Genomic DNA, 16,790 nt, shown 5'->3' with positions numbered 1-16,790 from the left:
GTCAGAGCCGTCCCGTGAGCGCCAGCACGATCACGATGATCAGCAGCACGCCGACGATGCCGCCGGGCCCGTAGCCCCAGCCCGAGCTGTAGCCCCATCGCGGCAGTGCTCCGATGAGCAGCAGGACGAGGACAATAATCAGAATAGTGGACATGGACGGGCCTCCCTTATCGATCGGCGGAGCTTCGTCTCACCTCTCGCGGATGATAACGCCAGCCTGACCGTAGGGTTCCCGCTTGGTTCCTTTCAGAGCGGGGCGGTGGCCTGCGCCAGCCACTCCCGATCCACCTCGTCGAGATCGTCGGCCAGCGCCTGCGCAACCAGCGCGTGATAAGCGTCCACCTGCTCCCGCTCGGCGCCATCCAACAGGCTGAGGTCGATGAGGCGCCGGTCGTAGGGCACCAGCGTCAGGGTCGAGAAGCCGAGGCACGGCTTCTCCGCGCCCTCGACGGTGCGCCGCTCCACCAAAATCAGGTTCTCGATGCGGATGCCATAGGCCCCGGTGCGGTAATAGCCCGGCTCGTTGGAGAGGATCATGCCCTCGGCCAGCGCCAGGTGCCCGAGCTGTGAGATGCGCGCCGGGCCTTCATGCACCGACAGGCCGGCGCCCACACCATGGCCGGTGCCGTGGTCGAAATCCAGTCCCGCCGCCCACAGATACCGCCGCGCCAGCGGATCGAGCTGGGCACCGGTGACGCCTTGCGGAAACACCGCCCGGCTCAGGGCCAGATGACCCTTCAGCACCAGCGTGTAGTGGCGGCGCATCTCCTGCGTCGGCGTACCCACGGCGAGGGTGCGGGTGATGTCGGTGGTACCGTCCGGATATTGGGCGCCGGAATCCAGCAGGAACAACTCCCCGGGATGGATCGCCCGGTTGGTCGTGCGGGTGACGCGATAATGCACGATGGCGCCATTCTCCCCCGCCCCCGCGATGGTGGGGAAGGAGACGTCGGTGAGGTTGCCGGTGCCGCGCCGGAAGGTTTCCAGCGCCTCCACCGCCTCGATCTCGGTGAGATGGCCCTTCGGCGCCTCGGCGTCGAACCACGCGAGGAACCGCGCAAGCGCGAGGCCGTCGCGCACGTGGGCGGCGCGCATGCCGGCGATCTCGGCCGGGTTCTTGGAGGCCTTCAGCAGGGCGATGGGGTCGGTGCCCTTCTCCACGGTGCCGCCCGCCGCCTCGATGAGGCCGGCGAGACGCACCGGGGCGGTGGCCTGATCCAGCCGGACCTTGCGGTCCTTGGCGAAGGCGGCGAGCACGGTGTCGAGGTCACCGGTGCCGTGGAGGCGCGCATGCCCGGCCAGCGCCGCGCGCACCTCGTGGGAGAGTTTCAGCGGTTCGAGGAACAGCTCCGGCAGGCCCTCGCGCGGCACGATGCACCAGGCCAGCGGCAGCGGCGTGTGGGCCACGTCGCCGCCGCGCATGTTGAACAGCCAGGCCGCGCCGTGGGGATCGGAGATCAGCGCCCCGTCGAGCCTGGCTTCGGCGAGCTTCTCCTGAACCCGCAGGAGCTTGGCCGCCGTGTCCTCGCCGGCCACGGAGAGGTCGAGCAGCCGCACCGGCGCGCGGGGCGGCTCGGGCCGGTCGGGCCAGATGGCGGTGAAGGGGTCGGCCTCCAGCGGCACGAGGATGCCGCCGGCCGCACCCACCGCCTTGGCCAGCCGGTCGCGGCCGTCGATGGTGGTGCGCCAGGGGTCGTAGGCCAGCCGCGCGCCACGGCGGAGGTTCGCTTCCACCCACGCATCCGGGCGGGTCTGGGACAGGGGCACCACAGTGAAGGCAGACAGATCCACCTGGGCCGGGGCCTGGAGGGTGTAGCGCCCGTCCACGAACAAGGCGGCAGTGTCCTCAAGCACGATCACCGTGCCGGCGGACCCGGTGAAGCCGGTGAGGAAGGCGAGACGCTCCTCGCACGCCGGGACATATTCGTTCTGGTGCGCATCGGCGCGCGGCACCACGTAGCCGTCGACGTTGAGTCGCGCGAGTTCCGCCCGCAGCGCGGCGAGCCGGGCAGGACCGGCCGCGCCGTCGGCGAGGTCGTCGAAGGTCTGGAACACGGCCTTGAAGGCGCGGGGAGTCTTGTGGTGCAAGGTCATGGGCGGGGCGGCCGGAGCTGGGGATAAGGATATTGCGCCAACCATAGAGCCATATCAGGCGCATTGGGTACCGTTTCGCGGCACACGGTGGGCATACGCTCCAGACGGTGGGTATTTCGCGCAACGCCCTTGATGGAGAAGGGGGCCTGCGATTATGGTCGCCCGGCGCGCGGGCGTAGTTCAGTGGTAGAACGACAGCTTCCCAAGCTGTATGTCGTGGGTTCGATTCCCATCGCCCGCTCCATCCTTCCTTATTGAGCGCTTCGCATCCCTACCGCCCCTCGCGGATGGCGAGGCGCGTGGCGTCCACGCCGCGATAGGCCGAGGCGCGGCAGCTCAGGATCACCACCTGCATGCGGGTGGCCGCCTCGGCGAGGATCTCCATCATGGTGTCGAAGCGGTCGTCGTCGGCGAAGACGAGGGCGTCGTCGAGCACCAGCGAGGCCGGCTTGCCCTTGGCGATGAGGAGGTCCGCGAAGGCGATGCGGGTGAGAATGGCGATCTGCTCCTGCGTGCCCTTGCTGAGCAGGTCCGCCGCCTCCTCCCGCCCGCCGCGGCTCAGCGCCTCGGGCCGTAGGGTCTCGCCGAAGGCGAGGCTCGCATTGGGCAGAAGCCGGCGCACATAGGGCTCGATGCGGCGGGTGACCGGCTCCAGATAGCGACGGGCCGCCTCCTGCTGGGTTTCCTTCAGCACCTTGAGGAGCAGCGCCAGCGTGTCCGCCTCCTGCTTCAGGCGCTGGAAGGAGGCTTCGGCCGCGTCGGCCTCTTCGGTCGCAGCGGCGGCGCGGCTTGCGGGGCCTTCGCCACCCAGGGTCTTGGCCTGTTCCTCCAGCCGCGCCACCTCGCCGGCGAGGGCCGGCAGCTGGCCCTGCAAGGTCTCGCGACGCTTGCGCAACGCGTCGCGCTTGCGCACGAGGGTCGCCTCGTCCAGCACCTCGGCGGCGCGCTGGGCCGCCTCGCGATCCACGAGGGCGCGGCCCTCCGAGGTCCGCGCCGCGTCGAGGGCGACGGCGAGATCGTCATCCGCGAGATCCGCCATCTCGGAGGCGAGGTCCTCGGCCCGCCGGAGCCGGTCGCCCTCGGCGCGCTCCAGCGCGGTGGCAAGGGCCATTTCCCGCTGCTGGGCGCCCGTCAATCCGTCCAGCAGGGCCTCGCGCCGGGCTGCCGCCTCGGTCTCGGCGGTGCGCAGGGCGCGGGTGCGGGCCTCAAGGTCGGCAAGGCCCGCCGGGGCTTCCTTCGCTTCCGGCGCCGGAGCGGTGAGGCCGGAAAGCGCCCCGCGCAGCGGGTCGAGGCCCGCCGGGATACCGAGGGCGGTATCAGCCGGGCATTCGGCCTTCAGCCGGGTGCGCAGCCCTAGCAGCTCCGCCTCGTCGATGGCTCGCGCCCGCGCCGCCGCCCGCGCCGCGGCGGGGGTGGCCCGGCCTGAGGCGGAGAGAAAATCGGCCAGCTTCAGCTGGGCGTCTTCAAGCGCGGCGAGGGCCGGCGCGCCGCTCGCGGGCGGCGTGAGGGTGAAGCTGCCAACGCCGGGGACGGCGAGCACCAAGGGGCGGGTCAGGCGCACCGTCGTGCCGTCGGCGAGGGGCGCGCCATCCATGAGTATGGCCGGCGCGCCGAGCTCCAGCGCCACCTGCAAGGTGGCGGCGCCCGCCTCGACGGCGGCGCGGGCGGCGCCGATGGCGTCTTCCAGCTGGCGCAGGCGGTTCAGCGCCGCCTCGTCCATGCGCTCGGCGGCGATGCGGGCCTCGCGGACGCGGATCTCGCCGGCCAGCGCCTCGGCCCGCTCCAGCCGCGCGAAGGCGGCCACCAGCATGCGGCGGCGCTCGGCGGCATCGCGCTCGGTGCGGGCGGTGTCGCGGGCGTCTTCGGCGGCCCGCAACTCGGTGCGGGCGATTTCCAGGGCGGCAGCGGCCTCCCGCTCGGCGGTCCGGGCGCGGGCCGTGGCCTCAGCGTGGGCGGCGACATCGGCGGCGGCCTTGCGGGCCGCCGTTTCGGCCTTGGCGAGGGCGTCGCGCATCTGGGCGCGGGTGGTCGTGCGGGTTTCCAGCGCCGTGCGCTCGCCAGAGGCCCTCTGCAAGGCGAGTTCGGCGATGCGCAGCGCCTGTCCCGCCGCCTTGGCGCGGTCGATGTCCTCGCCGAGCCGTTTCAGATCGGCGTCGATCTCAGGGTCTTCCATGTCGCGGACGAGGCGACGCTGCTCGTTGCGCTTGCCCTCCAGCCGCTCCAGCAGGCCCTCGAACTGGGTCAGCTCGCGCTGGGCCTCGTCGGCCCTGACGCGGGCGGCCTCCGCCGTCTCCTGCGCCTGCTTCAGGCGGCCGGTGGCGCGGCCGGTGGCGGTCAGGAAATCGGCGAGGCTCTTTTCCACCTGCAGGACCACGGCCTTCGCCCGCCGCCCGCCGGTCACCGCGCCCACTTCCCCCGCGAGCGCTTCTTCCAGCGAACGCCGGGCGGTCTCGGCGGGGGCGCCGAGCTGGAAGGACAGGCCCTGCTCCACCCACAACAGGCCGAGGGCGCCGCGGCTTTCATCGTCGGCGCCGCGATTGCCGGCGCGGTTGAAGCCGAGCAGCGACTGGAGCTTTTCCTCCGCTGCGTCCGAGGAGAAGCGCCCGTCCGGCCCCTCCAGCGTCACCTGCGGCGCGGCCAGGAAGCGCTTCGACAGGCGCCATTCGCCGCCGCCCACGTCGAAGGCGAGATCCACCGTCGGCGCCACCTCGTCCCCTTGCGGGCGGAAGGACCGGATGCGGTCGCTCTTGGCGCTGTGGCGCTCAAACAAAGCGGCACGCAGGGCGTCGAGCACGGTGGACTTGCCGGTCTCGTTGGGCTCGCAGACGAGGTTGAGCCCGTCGGCGAAACCCTCCAGCACCACGGGCGCACGGAACTTGCGGAAATTCTCGATGGTCAGGCGGCGGATGCGCATCAGGCCTCTCCCGGCCGCTGGGCCCGATGATGCTCCACGTAAAGCCGCTCCAGCGCGGCGGCGGCGAGACGGCCCTCGGAGCCGCCTTCGGCCGCCATGACGTTGAGGCGCTCGGCGGCGGCACGCAGGTCGCCGAAGGCGTCGATCTCGGCAAGGTCGGTGTCGGTGGGGCGGGTGACGAGGCCGGCGAGGTCGAGGTCCAGCCAGCGCAATTCGTGGGCGAGGGCGTCCTCCAGCCGGCGGCGCACCGCCACCTTGTCGCCGAGGGAGACAAGGCCGCTCACGTGCAGCCGCGCCACCACGTCCTGCCGCGCGATCCCGGGGGCGAGGCCCGCCATGAGGGTGTCGAGATCAGAGGCGGCGGCGAGGCTCCAGTCGGCCTCGATCCAGTGGTGGCGGCCGACAGGAAGGTCGGTGACCTGCGGCGGCGCGCCGGGGCCGGCCAGTTCCACCAGCAGCGCAAGGCCGGTGGCCTCGCGGCCGAAATCGTCGGGCTCCGGCGTGCCGCTGTAATGGGTGCGCTCATCGATGCGCAGCCGGCCGTGCCAGTCGCCCAGCGCCAGATAGGCGAGGCCGGCGCGGCGGGCGCGGTCGGGGGCGAGGAGGTTGGTGTCGGGATCGGAGCCGAACGCCTGCACCGAGCCATGGGCCAGCCCGATGCGGATCGCGCCGGGCGGCGTCTGCGCCGTATCGAACCACGCGGTGGGATCGGACAGGCTGCGCTTGTGGGTGAGGGGGGCCGGCAGCAGCACGGCGCTTTCGCCGATGGCGATGGGCTCGGCTGCGGTGGCGGCGATCACGTTGGGCGGCGTCTCGGCCTTGAGGCGGGTCCACAGGCCGTCGGCGCGCAGGGGATCGTGATTGCCAGGCAGCAGCACCCATTTCACGCCTGCTGCCTGCCGCATGCGCGAGAGCGCCTGCCGGTAGACACGATCGCCGGGCTCGGCGCTGTCGAATACGTCGCCTCCCACCAGCACCAGCGGCGCGTCGTGGGCCTGCGCGGCGCGGGCGAGGGTGTCGATGGCGCCGAGGCGGGCTTCCTGAAGGGCTGCGCGAGCCTCTTCCGGCGCGCGCCCGAACGGCTTGCCCAACTGCCAGTCCGAGGTGTGGATGAAACGCATGCGGCCCTCCCGGGCCGGGAGCTTAGACGCCGGCGCCGCCGGCAAGGCAAGGCCTGTGCGCGGGGGTGCGGGAAACCGGCAGCGGGACTTGCGGTTGCGCGAAATGGTACGGGGTGGGGCACCGGCTGGAGGCGGCGAATCACCGGGGTCGCGTCGGGATCGGTGGGCAGGTCTCCTCCCGGGCAGTATGCGTCAGCGCGGCGCCACCTCAATCCAGCGCCGCCCTCAATCTGGCCCTCAATCCGGCGCTCGGGGTGCGAGGTCCGCCCCGGGGCCCTCAGGCCGCCTCGGCGTAGCGGGCAACCGAGAGGTCCGCGGTGTCGATGTCGGGGGATCGGCCGCCGATCAGGTCGGCCAACACCCGGCCGGAGCCGCAGGCCATGGTCCAGCCCAGCGTGCCGTGGCCGGTATTGGTGAAGAGGTTGTCGAGCTTGGTGGGGCCGATGATCGGCGTTCCGTCCGGCGTCATGGGGCGCAGGCCGGTCCAGAAGGTGGCCTTGGCGATGTCGCCGCCGGCAGGGAAGAGGTCGCCCACCGAGAAGGCGAGGGTGGCCCGGCGCGGCTCCCGAAGGGTCAGGTCAAAGCCTGCGAGTTCCGCCGTTCCGCCGACCCGGATGCGGTTTCCGAGGCGGGTGATGGCCACCTTGTAGGTCTCGTCCATCACGGTGGAACGGGGCGCCGCGTCCGGGTCAGTGATGGGCAGGGTGATGGAATAGCCCTTCACCGGATAGACCGGCAGCCTTATGTCCAAAGGCGCGAGCAGCGCCGGCGTATAGCTGCCCATGGCGGCCACATAGATGTCGGCGGTGACGATTTCGCCTCCCGCCAGCGCCACGCCGGTGATGCGCCCGGCCTCGTGCCGCAGCCTTTCCACCGTGACGTTATAGCGGAAGGTGACGCCTTGCCGCGCGCAGATGTCCGCAAGGTTCCGGGTGAAGATGTGGGCGTCGCCGGTCTCATCCCCTGGCAGGCGCAGGCCGCCGACGAACTTGTCCCTCACCCGGGCGAGGGCCGGCTCGGCGCGGATGCAACCGGAGGGGTCGAGCAGTTCGTAGCGCACGTTGTGGGCGTCAAGCACCTCGGTGTCGGAATGCACGTGGTCGAGCTGCTTCTGGGTACGGAACAGCTGGAGCGTGCCCAGCATGCGTTCATCATAGGCGATGCCGGTCTCGGACCTCAGGGCGTCGAGGGCGTCGCGGCTGTATTCTGCCAGGGCGACCATGCGGGCCTTGTTGCGCCGATAGGCCGCCTCCGTGCAGTTGGCCAGTAGGCTGGCGAGCCACAGATAGAGCTTCGGGTCGAGGCTCGGCCGCAGCACCAGGGGGCGGTGGTGCATAAGTAGCCACTTGATGGCCTTCACCGGCACGCCGGGTCCGGCCCAGGGCGCGGAATAGCCGGGAGAGACCTGGCCGGCATTGGCGAAGGACGTTTCCATGCCCGCGGCCGGCTGGCGGTCGAGCACGGTCACCTCGTGCCCGGCCTTTGCCAGGTAATAGGCCGATGCAGTTCCCACGACGCCGCTGCCGAGAATCAGAATGCGCATGGCGAAGACCCCTCCGGACCCACCCGCCCAGCCGGCACCCAGCTCCCGCCGGTGCCCCAAGAGGCGGCAAAACGACATTGAGCGCCGAAATCGGCGCAATCCAGTCCAGATCAAGCAATTTTCGCGCCTCGCCTACGATCACGTTTGCTTGCTTGGTCCGCAGGATATCAGTCGGTTCCCGGCGCCCGTGCGACGGCCTGTCGCTTCAGTGCAGGGCACTTCGTCGCTCAATGTTTGATCATGATCAAAGAACGATCTTTTGTCGTCTCATAGCCTCGAAATCGTTGACGGGGCCTTTGGGTATGCGGGCGGCGTTCGCGCCGACCGGCAGAAGCTTGAACAAGGTTGCAGGGTTGGCGCTGTCCAGTTGTTCGAGGCAGCGCGACGGTCTTCCGAAGGACCCCGTAGCGGATTTATTGATCTCTTCCAGAGGAGACGATGTTATGAGTGCCCTTGCCAAGCGCATTGAGCTGCCGGTTGAAGAAGTCCGCGTCCAGAAGGCCGATGACGTGCTGATTCACGTCCGCTTCAGCCCCAGCGCCGAAGTGCTCACGATCGATCGCCTGCCCGAGGGCGTGGCCCCCAAGGCTTGGTTCGAGCGCCTCTTCCTGAGCGCTGCTCCCTATTACCGGACCCTGTCCAACGGCCGCGGCTTCTTCCGCATTCCCGCCGAGGCGTTCGCGACCGTCTGATCGCTTTCTCTTTGGTTGAAGACAGACCGGCGCCGGCCTTTGGCCGCGCCGGTTTTTTGTTGTCAGATCTGCCCCTTACGATGAAACCTCTCGGTGGTGGCGTGCTGCACGGCGTCTTGGCGCCGGTGCCAAGAAGGTGTTGATATCGGACAATGACGACGGCGCGCGCCTGTCGAGACTTGCGCCGCCCGTCCATAAATTTGGGACAAGAGGGAGAGATCCATGTCGGAAACTGCCGCGCCGAATGCACTGCACGCAAGTCTCGGCGACGAGACCTTCATGACGGCCGATGACCTCAAGGCCTACATGCAGGAGATCGAGCAGTCGAAGCTGTCGAAGGAACTCGCCGCCATGGACCGCGCCGACAAGGCGCGCGAGGAATTGGTGAAGACCCTGTCGCAGCCGGTCGGCCTGACCCCCGAGATGCTGCAGGAGATCGCCACCAGCCTGCAAACCAAGATGCGCCTTGCCGCCCAAAGGGGCGAGACCGAGATCATGGTGATGCGCTTCCCCAACACCCTGTGCACCGACAAGGGACGCGCCATCAACAATGCGGAGGAGGGCTGGCCGGATAGCCTCACCGGCCGTCCACGTCAGGCCTACGAACTGTGGCGTGATCACCTGCGCGCCGGCCACTACAAGCTGAAGGCCATGGTCATCGACTGGCCGAACGGCATGCCCGGCGACATCGGCTTCTTCCTCAGCTGGGCCTGACCCGCCCCCAGGTTCGGGCGCCGGCAAAACAAGAACGGGAGGAACGCCATGGCCCACGACCACGGGAAAGACGATCACGGGAAAGATGACGACGCCGGCAGGAAAGAGCCGCTGAAGCGCAAGGAGTATGAGCAGGAGCTCAAGGCGCTGCACGCCGAACTGGTGAAGCTCCAGCTGTGGGTGAAGCACACCGGCGCCAAGGTGTGCGTGATCTTCGAGGGGCGCGATGGCGCCGGCAAGGGCGGCGTCATCAAGGCGATCCTGGAGCGGGTGAGCCCCCGCATCTTCCGCGTCATGGCGCTGCCGCCGCCCACCGAGCGTGAAAAGACGCAGATGTTTATCCAGCGCTACCTGCCGCTGCTGCCGGCGGCGGGCGAGATCGTCATCTTCGATCGCTCCTGGTACAACCGTGCCGGGGTCGAGCGCGTCATGGGCTTCTGCACCGAGGAGCAGGCGAAAAAGTTCCTCGCCACGACGCCCTTCGTGGAAAAGGCGATCGTCGAGTCCGGCGTCATCTTTCTCAAATACTGGCTCGAGGTGTCCGAAGAGGAGCAGACCCTTCGCATGGAGAGCCGGATCGACGATCCGCGCAAGGTCTGGAAGCTTTCGCCCATGGACCTGGAATCCTATTCGCGCTGGTATGACTATTCCCGCGCGCGGGACGAGATGTTCGAGGCCACCGACACCCAGTGGGCGCCCTGGTTCGTCGCCCAGTCGGACGACAAGAAAAGGGCTCGGCTGAACATCATCTCGCACCTGCTCTCGCGTATCCCCTACGAGGAGGTGCCGCGGGAGAAGATCAAGCTGCCCAAGCGCCAGAAGTCCCACGATTATGTCGAGGCAGACTACGCCCGCCACCGGGTGCCGGAGCGGTTCTGAACCGTTCCGGATCGCCCGTCAGCGCTGGTGGATGGCCGGCGTTGCGTCCGCCGGGGTTTCCCGCTGGGTCTTCAGGTCGAGGGCATGGGAAAGGAGCGCCAGGACGAGCCCCACCGCGGCGATGCCGGCGCCCATGAAGGGCAGGTCCGCATAGGGCAGTCCGGCGGTGAGCGCGAGGCCGCCGGCCCAGGCGCCGATGGCGTTGCCGAAGTTGAAGGCCCCCTGGTTGAGGGTGGAGGCGAGGTTGGGCGCCTTCGCCGCCTCGCTCACCACCCGCGACTGCAGTGGCGCGACGAGGGCGAAGGCGAGCACGCCCCACACGAACAGGGTGAGCGCCGCCGGTATCAGCGCATGGCTGGTGAAGGCGAAGGAGGCCAGTAGCGGGATGATCACCGCGATGATGCCAATCACCGAGGGCATCAATCGCCAGTCGGCCAGCCGGCCGCCGAGGAAATTGCCGCAGGTGAGGCCGACGCCGAACAGAAGCAGCATCAGCGTCACCCCCTGGGTGCCGATGCCGGTGACATTCTGGAGGATCGGCGTGATGTAGGTGAACACGCTGAAGAGGCTCGCCGACGAGACGATGCTCATGGCCATGGCGAACATGACCTGAGGGCTGCCCAGCGACTTGGCCTCCCGCCTGAGGTTCATGGGCGGCACCGCGATGGTGCGCGGCAGGAAGGCGAAGAGCGCCAGCGCTGCGGCGATGCCGATGGCGACCACCACGAAGAACGGGCTGCGCCATCCCATGGCCTCGCCCAGCGCGGTCCCCGCCGGCACGCCCAGCACGTTGGCCAGCGTGAGGCCGGCGAACATCATGGCGATGGCCTGCGCCTTGCGGCCGGGCAAAACGAGAGCGGACGCCACCACCGCCCCGAGGCCGAAGAAGGCGCCGTGGCATAAAGCGGTGAGCACCCGCGCGCCCATGAGCAGCCAGTAGGACGGCGCGAGCGCGCACATGAGGTTACCGAGGATGAAGACGCCCATCAGCACCAGGAGCGCGCGCCTGCGGTCTATGCGCGCCGTCGCCACCGCGAGGAAGGGCGATCCGAAGGTCACCGACAGGGCATAGCCCGTCACCAGGAGGCCGGCTTGGGGAATAGTGACATGGAGGTCGTCGGCCAGTTGGGGCAACAGGCCCATGATGACGAATTCGGTGGTGCCGATGCCGAAGGCGGCGGCGCCCAGCGCAAGCAGGGGCATGCGGGGATTGCCGCGCGCCGGGGCAGGCGACGGGGCGGAGGGCTGTGCGGCCATGACGATCACCGGATGGGGCGGATGCCGGTTTTGGCGCAGGGCGCCGGAGGATGAGCGTCAATTTATGCCGCAGTGCAACAAATTCTCCAAATGCATTTAAGCCCGGACGGATGCCCGCCTGATGCATGGCCGTTCCAGTTCATGGCGCGGCCATGGGCGCACGGAAGTCACGCCGGTGGCGGCGGGCCACAGGCGGGACTTCCATTGCGGGGCATCTTGAAGGGCGCCGCGCTCTGCGGGATCACATCAGCCGGCGCGGGGCATCCGGAACGAGCTTCATCGCGTCGGCGAAGGTCTCGAAGGCCACCCAGGCCCGACGCTGGAGTTCGGGCAGGCGGGCGGCTTCCATCTGGTCGAGCAGCATCTCGGCATGCTCGTGCACCGGATGCGAGCGGACAAAGCCGATGGCATCATCGAGCGAGCGCAGGACAATGCAGGAGCCATCAACACAGATCTTCAGCGGGCGACGGGCAGCTTCGAACATGGACGATCCTCCGTAGGGTTGCAGCGCGTTGGCTACGTCTTCTTGTGTCGGCCAAAGACGCTTGGCGCTTCCCGCATTGGGGGGAAGTGCACCCCGGGGGCGCACCGGATGTTCCGGGACCCGAGATTTCATGCATGGCCGAAGAACGGGCACGGAGGCTCCCGGAGCCCGCTCACCGGTGAAAACGCCGAGGTGCCGTGGCGGTTCCCGCTCATCTGGATTTTTTTCACGCCGCCCTGCGACGGGTTTTTCAGCTCATCCTCCAAATTCGGGATGTGAGCAGCGCGTAGCAGTTTAGAACCGTCGGTGTGCACGATGCCCGCTCGGCAAAGCGCGCCAGCCGGACGGCATTCCCCCGCATGCCGTCCGGCTGCCTTAATCGTAAGGCTTGCTTGCATCAGGAGCGTTTGCGGCAGGCTTGCCTGTTTCGGCACTCCCCATCGCATCGGCAGCGGAACCGTCAAGCTTCAGCAGAGTTGCATGAAGCGTGGCCCCTGCGGCCTGGAGCACCCGCCGATCAGATGGCATCGCATTCTGATCCGGTCCGGCTCCAACCGAAATGCGACGGTTCAAGGATTGCCGTGCCCTTCTTCTCCATCTCCAGCACCTGCGTTTCTTCCTCGCTCCCTCAAGGGAGGGTTCTTCATGCCTGAGCCCGTCACCGCCGGCGATGATCCGCTCTGGTACAAGGATGCGATCATCTACCAGCTCCATGTGAAGTCCTTCTTCGATGCCAATGACGACGGCATCGGCGACTTCCGGGGTCTCATCTCCAAGCTCGACTATATCGCCGATCTCGGCGCTACCGCCGTGTGGCTATTGCCGTTCTATCCCTCGCCGCGCCGCGACGACGGCTACGACATCTCGCTCTATGAGGGCGTGTCGCCGGACTACGGCACCATGGATGAGGCGCGCCGCTTCATCGCCGAGGCCCATGCGCGGGGCCTGCGCGTCATCACCGAGCTGGTGATCAACCACACGTCGGACCAGCATCCCTGGTTCCAGGCGGCACGGCGGGCGCCCAAGGGCAGCCCCGAGCGCAATTTCTATGTGTGGGCAGACGACGACAAGGGTTATCCCGGCGTTCCCATCGTCTTCTGCGACGTGGAGAAGTCAAACTGGACTTATGACGAGGTGGCCGGCCAGTTCTATTGGCACCGTTTCTATTCCCACCAGCCGGATCTTAACTTCGACAATCCGGAGGTGCTGGAGCATGTGCTCTCCATCATGCGTTTCTGGCTGGACCTCGGCGTGGACGGGCTGCGGCTCGACGCCGTGCCCTATCTGGTGGAGCGGGAGGGCACCGACTGCGGCAACCTGCCGGAGACCCACGCCATCCTGAAGCAGATCCGCGCCCATCTGGATGCCCACTACACCGGCCGCATGCTGCTGGCCGAGGCCAATCTGTGGCCGGAGGACACCCAGCAATATTTCGGCGCGGACGCGGACGAATGCCACATGGCGTTCCACTTCCCCATCATGCCGCGCATGTACATGGCCATCGCCAAGGAAGACCGCTTCCCCATCACCGACATCCTGCGGCAGACGCCGGAGATCCCGCCCACCTGCCAGTGGGCCATCTTCCTGCGCAACCACGACGAATTGACCCTGGAGACGGTGACCGATTCCGAACGCGACTACCTGTGGAGCGTCTATGCGGCGGACCGGCGGGCACGCATCAACCTCGGCATCCGCCGCCGCCTCGCGCCCCTGTTGGAGCGGGATCGGCGTCGGATGGAGCTGATGAACTCGCTGCTGCTCACCTTGCCCGGAACGCCGGTGATCTATTACGGCGACGAGATCGGCATGGGCGACAACATCCATCTGGGCGACCGCGACGGCGTGCGCACGCCCATGCAGTGGTCGCCGGACCGCAACGGCGGCTTCTCCAAGGCCGATCCCGAGCGGCTCGTGCTGCCGGTGATCCAGGATCCGCTCTACGGCTATGGCGCGGTCAATGTGGAGGCGCAGTCGCGCGACGCCCATTCGCTACTGAACTGGACGCGGCGCTTCCTGGCCGTGCGCCGGCAGCACGTGGCGTTCGGGCGCGGCACCTTCCGTCTGTTGTTCCCGCGTAACCGGCGCATCCTGGCCTATCTGCGCGAGCTGGAGGGCGAGGCGGTGCTGTGCGTCGCCAATCTCGCCCATACGCTGCAGGCGGTGGAACTGGACCTCGCGGAGTTCGAGCGGCGGGTACCGGTGGACCTGGTGAGCGGCACCTCCCTGGCCACGCTCGGCCGCGCGCCGTTCGTCCTTACCTTGCCGCCTTATGGCTTTTACGCCTTCAGCCTGTCGCAGACGGCGGCGGAGCCGTCCTGGCGTGACCCGGCGCCGGAAGCGCTGCCGGAATTTGCCACCCTGGTGGTTCGCGACGGGCTCATGGGCGCGCTCGGTGAGCCCCATCGCGCTGTCATCGAGAAGGAGGCGCTGCCGGCCTATCTCGCCCGCCGCCGCTGGTTCGAGGGACGCGCGGACGCCATCGGGGCGACGCGCCTCGGCTGGGCCATGCGCCTGCCGGGCACCGAGCGGGACGTGGTGCTCGCCGAGATCGAGGCCGAGATCGCGGGCACGACCGAGCGCTATCTCATGCCCCTGTGCATCGCCTGGGAGGACCAGCACCCTCCGGCCATCGCCGAGCAACTGGCCCTGACCCGGGTGCGTCAGGGCCGCCGGGTGGGCTTCCTGACCGATGCGGCGGTGCTCGACGGGCTTGCGGCCGGCGTGGTGCGGGCGCTTCGGGAGGATGGGCCGGTGCCGCTGCCGGATGGTGGCGCCATCGTCTTCTCCCGCACCGACCGGCTCGACGGCGTGACAGTGGAGCGGGGCGCGACGGCGGAGCTGATCGAGGCCGACGAGCCGGCCGCAAACCTCGTGATCACCAGCCAGGTGGCGGTGAAGCTGTTCCGCCACATGACGTTTGGCCATACGGCGGAAGAGGAGATGGCGCGCCACCTGACGGCCCTGGGCCTGCCGCATGTGCCGCCGCTGCTCGGCGCGGTCACCCGCACCGACCCGGCCGGCGCGAAGGCGCCGCTGGCCCTCGTCTATGGCCATATGCAGCACCAGGGCAATGCCGCGGACTGGACCATGGCCCAGCTCCAGCGTGCCCTCGACGCCGCCGCCTCCACGGTGGATGGCGCGCGCCAGCGCTTCGAGGACGAGATCGCCGGCATGATGGCGCTGTTGCGCAACATGGGGCGACGTCTCGGCGAGCTGCACGCCGCCTTGTCGATACCGTCGGACGATGTCAGCTTCACGCCGCAGGAGGCGAGCCCGGAGGCGCGTGCCATGTGGCGCACGCGGGCGGAAGCGACCTTCGCTGCCGCCCTCGACGTCATCTCCCGCCTGCCGGCCTCCGACGGAGCGCGCCCCAGCCGCCTTGCGGACCTGCATGGCGCGCGTGCCGCGCTGGTGGAGCGGCTTGGCGCGCTCTATTCCGGCGCCGCGCTGCCTGTGATCCGCATTCATGGCAGGTGCGATCTCCACCATATGCTGGTGGCGGGGGGCGATGCGCTGATCGTGGGTGCCCTCGGCGGTCTGGAGGGTGTGCCGGAAGGCGAGCGGGCGCCGCAGAGCCCATGGCGCGATGTGGCCGAGCTGCTGGCGGCACTGGAACGCGCCGCAGCGCGCAGCATCGCCGGTGGTGAGGCGGGCGCGGCGCGTGACGCGCCGGAGTTGAGGGCCGAGCTTGTCGCCGCCTTTCTGACGCGGGCGGAGCGCGCGGTGCTGGGTGGCTATCTGGAGCGCGCGCCAACGGGCGCAACCTCGTCTCGCGCCTTCGCCGACGCCTTCGTCCTCGAGGCGCTGGCGCACATGGTGGTCGCGAAGCGGGAGCAGCCGCACCGGACCCGTGCCCTCGTTGCCGGCCTCCACCGCCAGACGGCGCGCCTGTTGAAGGCCGCCGATGTAGAGGAGGCGGCCGCCCTCACCCGGGGGGCCTCATGATCGTCGTGGCGGGCCGCAGCCCGCGCGATGACGAGAAGGCGGCCGGGCGTGGTGTGCGTAGTGTCGCCCCTTGCCTGTCGCCGTCCCGGCGGATGCGTCCTTTCCCCGGGGGGGCGGGCAGGGGGGTGCGCGGATGCGGCACCGGCGCTCCTCCGGGGACGGCCTATCCTCTGATTAGAGGAGTTGTCGCGGTTCTCGATGTTGCGCTTAGCTCGCCAAGGTCAGGGCTTGGCTTCCCCGCAGTCTCGCGCTGACGGGATCGGGCGGGGCGTGAGTCCCGCCCGTAGCTCCTTCGGGATCATGGCTGCCCGAGGCTTCAGGGTGCCTCCCAATCAGGCGGATGCCGTACCCACGCCTTTGCGCCAGCCAAGGGCGGCGCTGATGGCGGCGGCGGTTTCCCGCACATCGTGGGACAGATCCGTCATCCGCTCGGGCTGCATGTATTGCGTGATGCTCGAGACGCTGACTGCGGCGACGATGGCGCCGCTGGCGTCGCGGATGGGCGCGGCCACGCAGCGCAGTTCCGCCTCGGTCTCCCCGAGGTCGAAGGCGACGCCGTTGCGGGCGTAGGTGCGCATCTGGGCGAGCCATTCCTGCCGGGCTGCTTCGGAGGGCCGCGCATCATCCGGCCGGCCCTTGCCGAAGAAACCGTTCCATTGGTCCTCGGTCATGTCGAGCACCAGCGCCTTGCCCAGGCCCGTTGCCCAGACGTGATGGCGGTCGCCCATATTGGAGCGGATCTCGAAGCGGCGCTGGCCGGGGACCTTGTCGATGTAGAACACCACTCCTTCATCGAGGATGCCGAGCTGCACGGTGTCGAGGGTGCGCTCCGCCAGCCGCGCGAGGTGCGCGCGGGCGGCTTGGTGCAAGGGCATGCTGTGGCGGGTCTGAAACCCCAGCTCCAGGAGCTTGGGTCCAAGGCTGTAGCCGTCGCCGGACGCGAAGTTGAGATAGCGCCGCGCGACCAGGGCTGCCGCCAGCCGGTGGGTCGTGGTCCGGGTGGTCCCCAGGCGCGCCGCCAGGGCGGCAAGGTCGGTGGTTCCGTCCGCGATGGCCTCCAGCACGTCGAGTCCGCGCATCAGCGTCTGCGCGCCTTCACCGGCGCCGACAGTCCGTGGCCTTCCCCGGGGTGCGGGCTTGGTTGCCT

At 69.0% G+C, this 16,790-nt stretch carries 12 protein-coding genes and 1 tRNA gene; 5 read left to right on the top strand and 8 right to left on the bottom strand.

Annotation, left to right across the window (positions count from 1 at the left end; genetic code table 11):
* Position 1: 1 nt before the first annotated feature.
* Both FBQ73_RS20700 and FBQ73_RS20695 read right to left on the bottom strand, forming a co-directional pair.
* Positions 2-154 (bottom strand): DUF3309 family protein, encoded by a 153-nt coding sequence (locus tag FBQ73_RS20700; RefSeq protein ID WP_138401391.1) that lies wholly within the window; start codon positions 152-154, stop codon positions 2-4.
* Between the two features lie 92 nt (positions 155-246).
* Positions 247-2,094 carry an aminopeptidase P family protein gene (locus FBQ73_RS20695; RefSeq protein WP_138401390.1) on the bottom strand — a complete coding sequence of 616 codons (1,848 nt, stop codon included), beginning with the start codon at positions 2,092-2,094 and terminating at the stop codon, positions 247-249.
* A 169-nt stretch (positions 2,095-2,263) separates the two neighbouring features.
* On the opposite strand from FBQ73_RS20695, the gene FBQ73_RS20690 reads away from it, so the two are divergent.
* Positions 2,264-2,338: transfer RNA gene (locus FBQ73_RS20690), tRNA-Gly, on the top strand.
* Between the two features lie 27 nt (positions 2,339-2,365).
* Here the strand turns inward: FBQ73_RS20690 and FBQ73_RS20685 are convergent.
* The 3 genes from FBQ73_RS20685 to FBQ73_RS20675 form a co-directional block, all read right to left on the bottom strand.
* Positions 2,366-5,008, bottom strand: coding sequence for an AAA family ATPase (locus tag FBQ73_RS20685; RefSeq protein WP_138401389.1), 2,643 nt, complete (start codon positions 5,006-5,008; stop codon positions 2,366-2,368).
* On the bottom strand, positions 5,008-6,129 hold the full coding sequence (locus FBQ73_RS20680) for a metallophosphoesterase family protein (RefSeq protein ID WP_138401388.1): 1,122 nt from the start codon (positions 6,127-6,129) through the stop codon (positions 5,008-5,010). The genes FBQ73_RS20685 and FBQ73_RS20680 overlap by 1 nt, the downstream gene beginning before the upstream one ends.
* Before the next feature lie 277 nt (positions 6,130-6,406).
* Positions 6,407-7,750 (bottom strand): D-amino acid dehydrogenase, encoded by a 1,344-nt coding sequence (locus tag FBQ73_RS20675; protein WP_281278818.1) that lies wholly within the window; start codon positions 7,748-7,750, stop codon positions 6,407-6,409.
* 365 nt (positions 7,751-8,115) lie between these two features.
* On the opposite strand from FBQ73_RS20675, the gene FBQ73_RS20670 reads away from it, so the two are divergent.
* The 3 genes from FBQ73_RS20670 (at position 8,116) to ppk2 (ending at position 9,957) form a co-directional block, all read left to right on the top strand.
* On the top strand, positions 8,116-8,364 hold the full coding sequence (locus FBQ73_RS20670) for a hypothetical protein (RefSeq protein ID WP_138401386.1): 249 nt from the start codon (positions 8,116-8,118) through the stop codon (positions 8,362-8,364).
* A gap of 222 nt (positions 8,365-8,586) precedes the next feature.
* Complete coding sequence (locus tag FBQ73_RS20665) at positions 8,587-9,078, top strand: hypothetical protein (protein ID WP_138401385.1); 492 nt, start codon at positions 8,587-8,589, stop codon at positions 9,076-9,078.
* 48 nt (positions 9,079-9,126) lie between these two features.
* Positions 9,127-9,957: a polyphosphate kinase 2 gene (gene ppk2 / locus FBQ73_RS20660; protein ID WP_210236847.1), complete on the top strand. Its 831-nt coding sequence runs from the start codon at positions 9,127-9,129 to the stop codon at positions 9,955-9,957.
* Positions 9,958-9,975: 18 nt separating this feature from the next.
* Here ppk2 and FBQ73_RS20655 read toward each other — a convergent pair whose 3' ends face one another.
* Complete coding sequence (locus FBQ73_RS20655; RefSeq protein ID WP_138401384.1) at positions 9,976-11,214, bottom strand: MFS transporter; 1,239 nt, start codon at positions 11,212-11,214, stop codon at positions 9,976-9,978.
* Between the two features lie 241 nt (positions 11,215-11,455).
* Positions 11,456-11,698, bottom strand: coding sequence for a hypothetical protein (locus FBQ73_RS20650; RefSeq protein WP_138401383.1), 243 nt, complete (start codon positions 11,696-11,698; stop codon positions 11,456-11,458).
* 645 nt (positions 11,699-12,343) lie between these two features.
* Between FBQ73_RS20650 and treS the strand changes: the two genes are divergently transcribed.
* Entirely contained in the window at positions 12,344-15,643 is a 3,300-nt protein-coding gene (treS, locus tag FBQ73_RS20645; RefSeq protein WP_138401382.1) for a maltose alpha-D-glucosyltransferase, read from the top strand.
* 332 nt (positions 15,644-15,975) lie between these two features.
* On the opposite strand, the gene FBQ73_RS20640 is transcribed toward treS, so the two are convergent.
* The gene (locus FBQ73_RS20640; protein ID WP_246089816.1) at positions 15,976-16,722 is read right to left on the bottom strand and encodes an IclR family transcriptional regulator; all 747 of its coding nucleotides are present in this window, start codon (positions 16,720-16,722) and stop codon (positions 15,976-15,978) included.
* Positions 16,723-16,790: the final 68 nt, after the last annotated feature.

It is taken from the genome of Xanthobacter autotrophicus, assembly GCF_005871085.1.
Classification (GTDB): Bacteria; Pseudomonadota; Alphaproteobacteria; order Rhizobiales; family Xanthobacteraceae; genus Xanthobacter; species Xanthobacter autotrophicus.
Note: the sequence above shows the minus strand (reverse complement) of the source record. Positions and strands in the feature narration are given on the sequence as shown.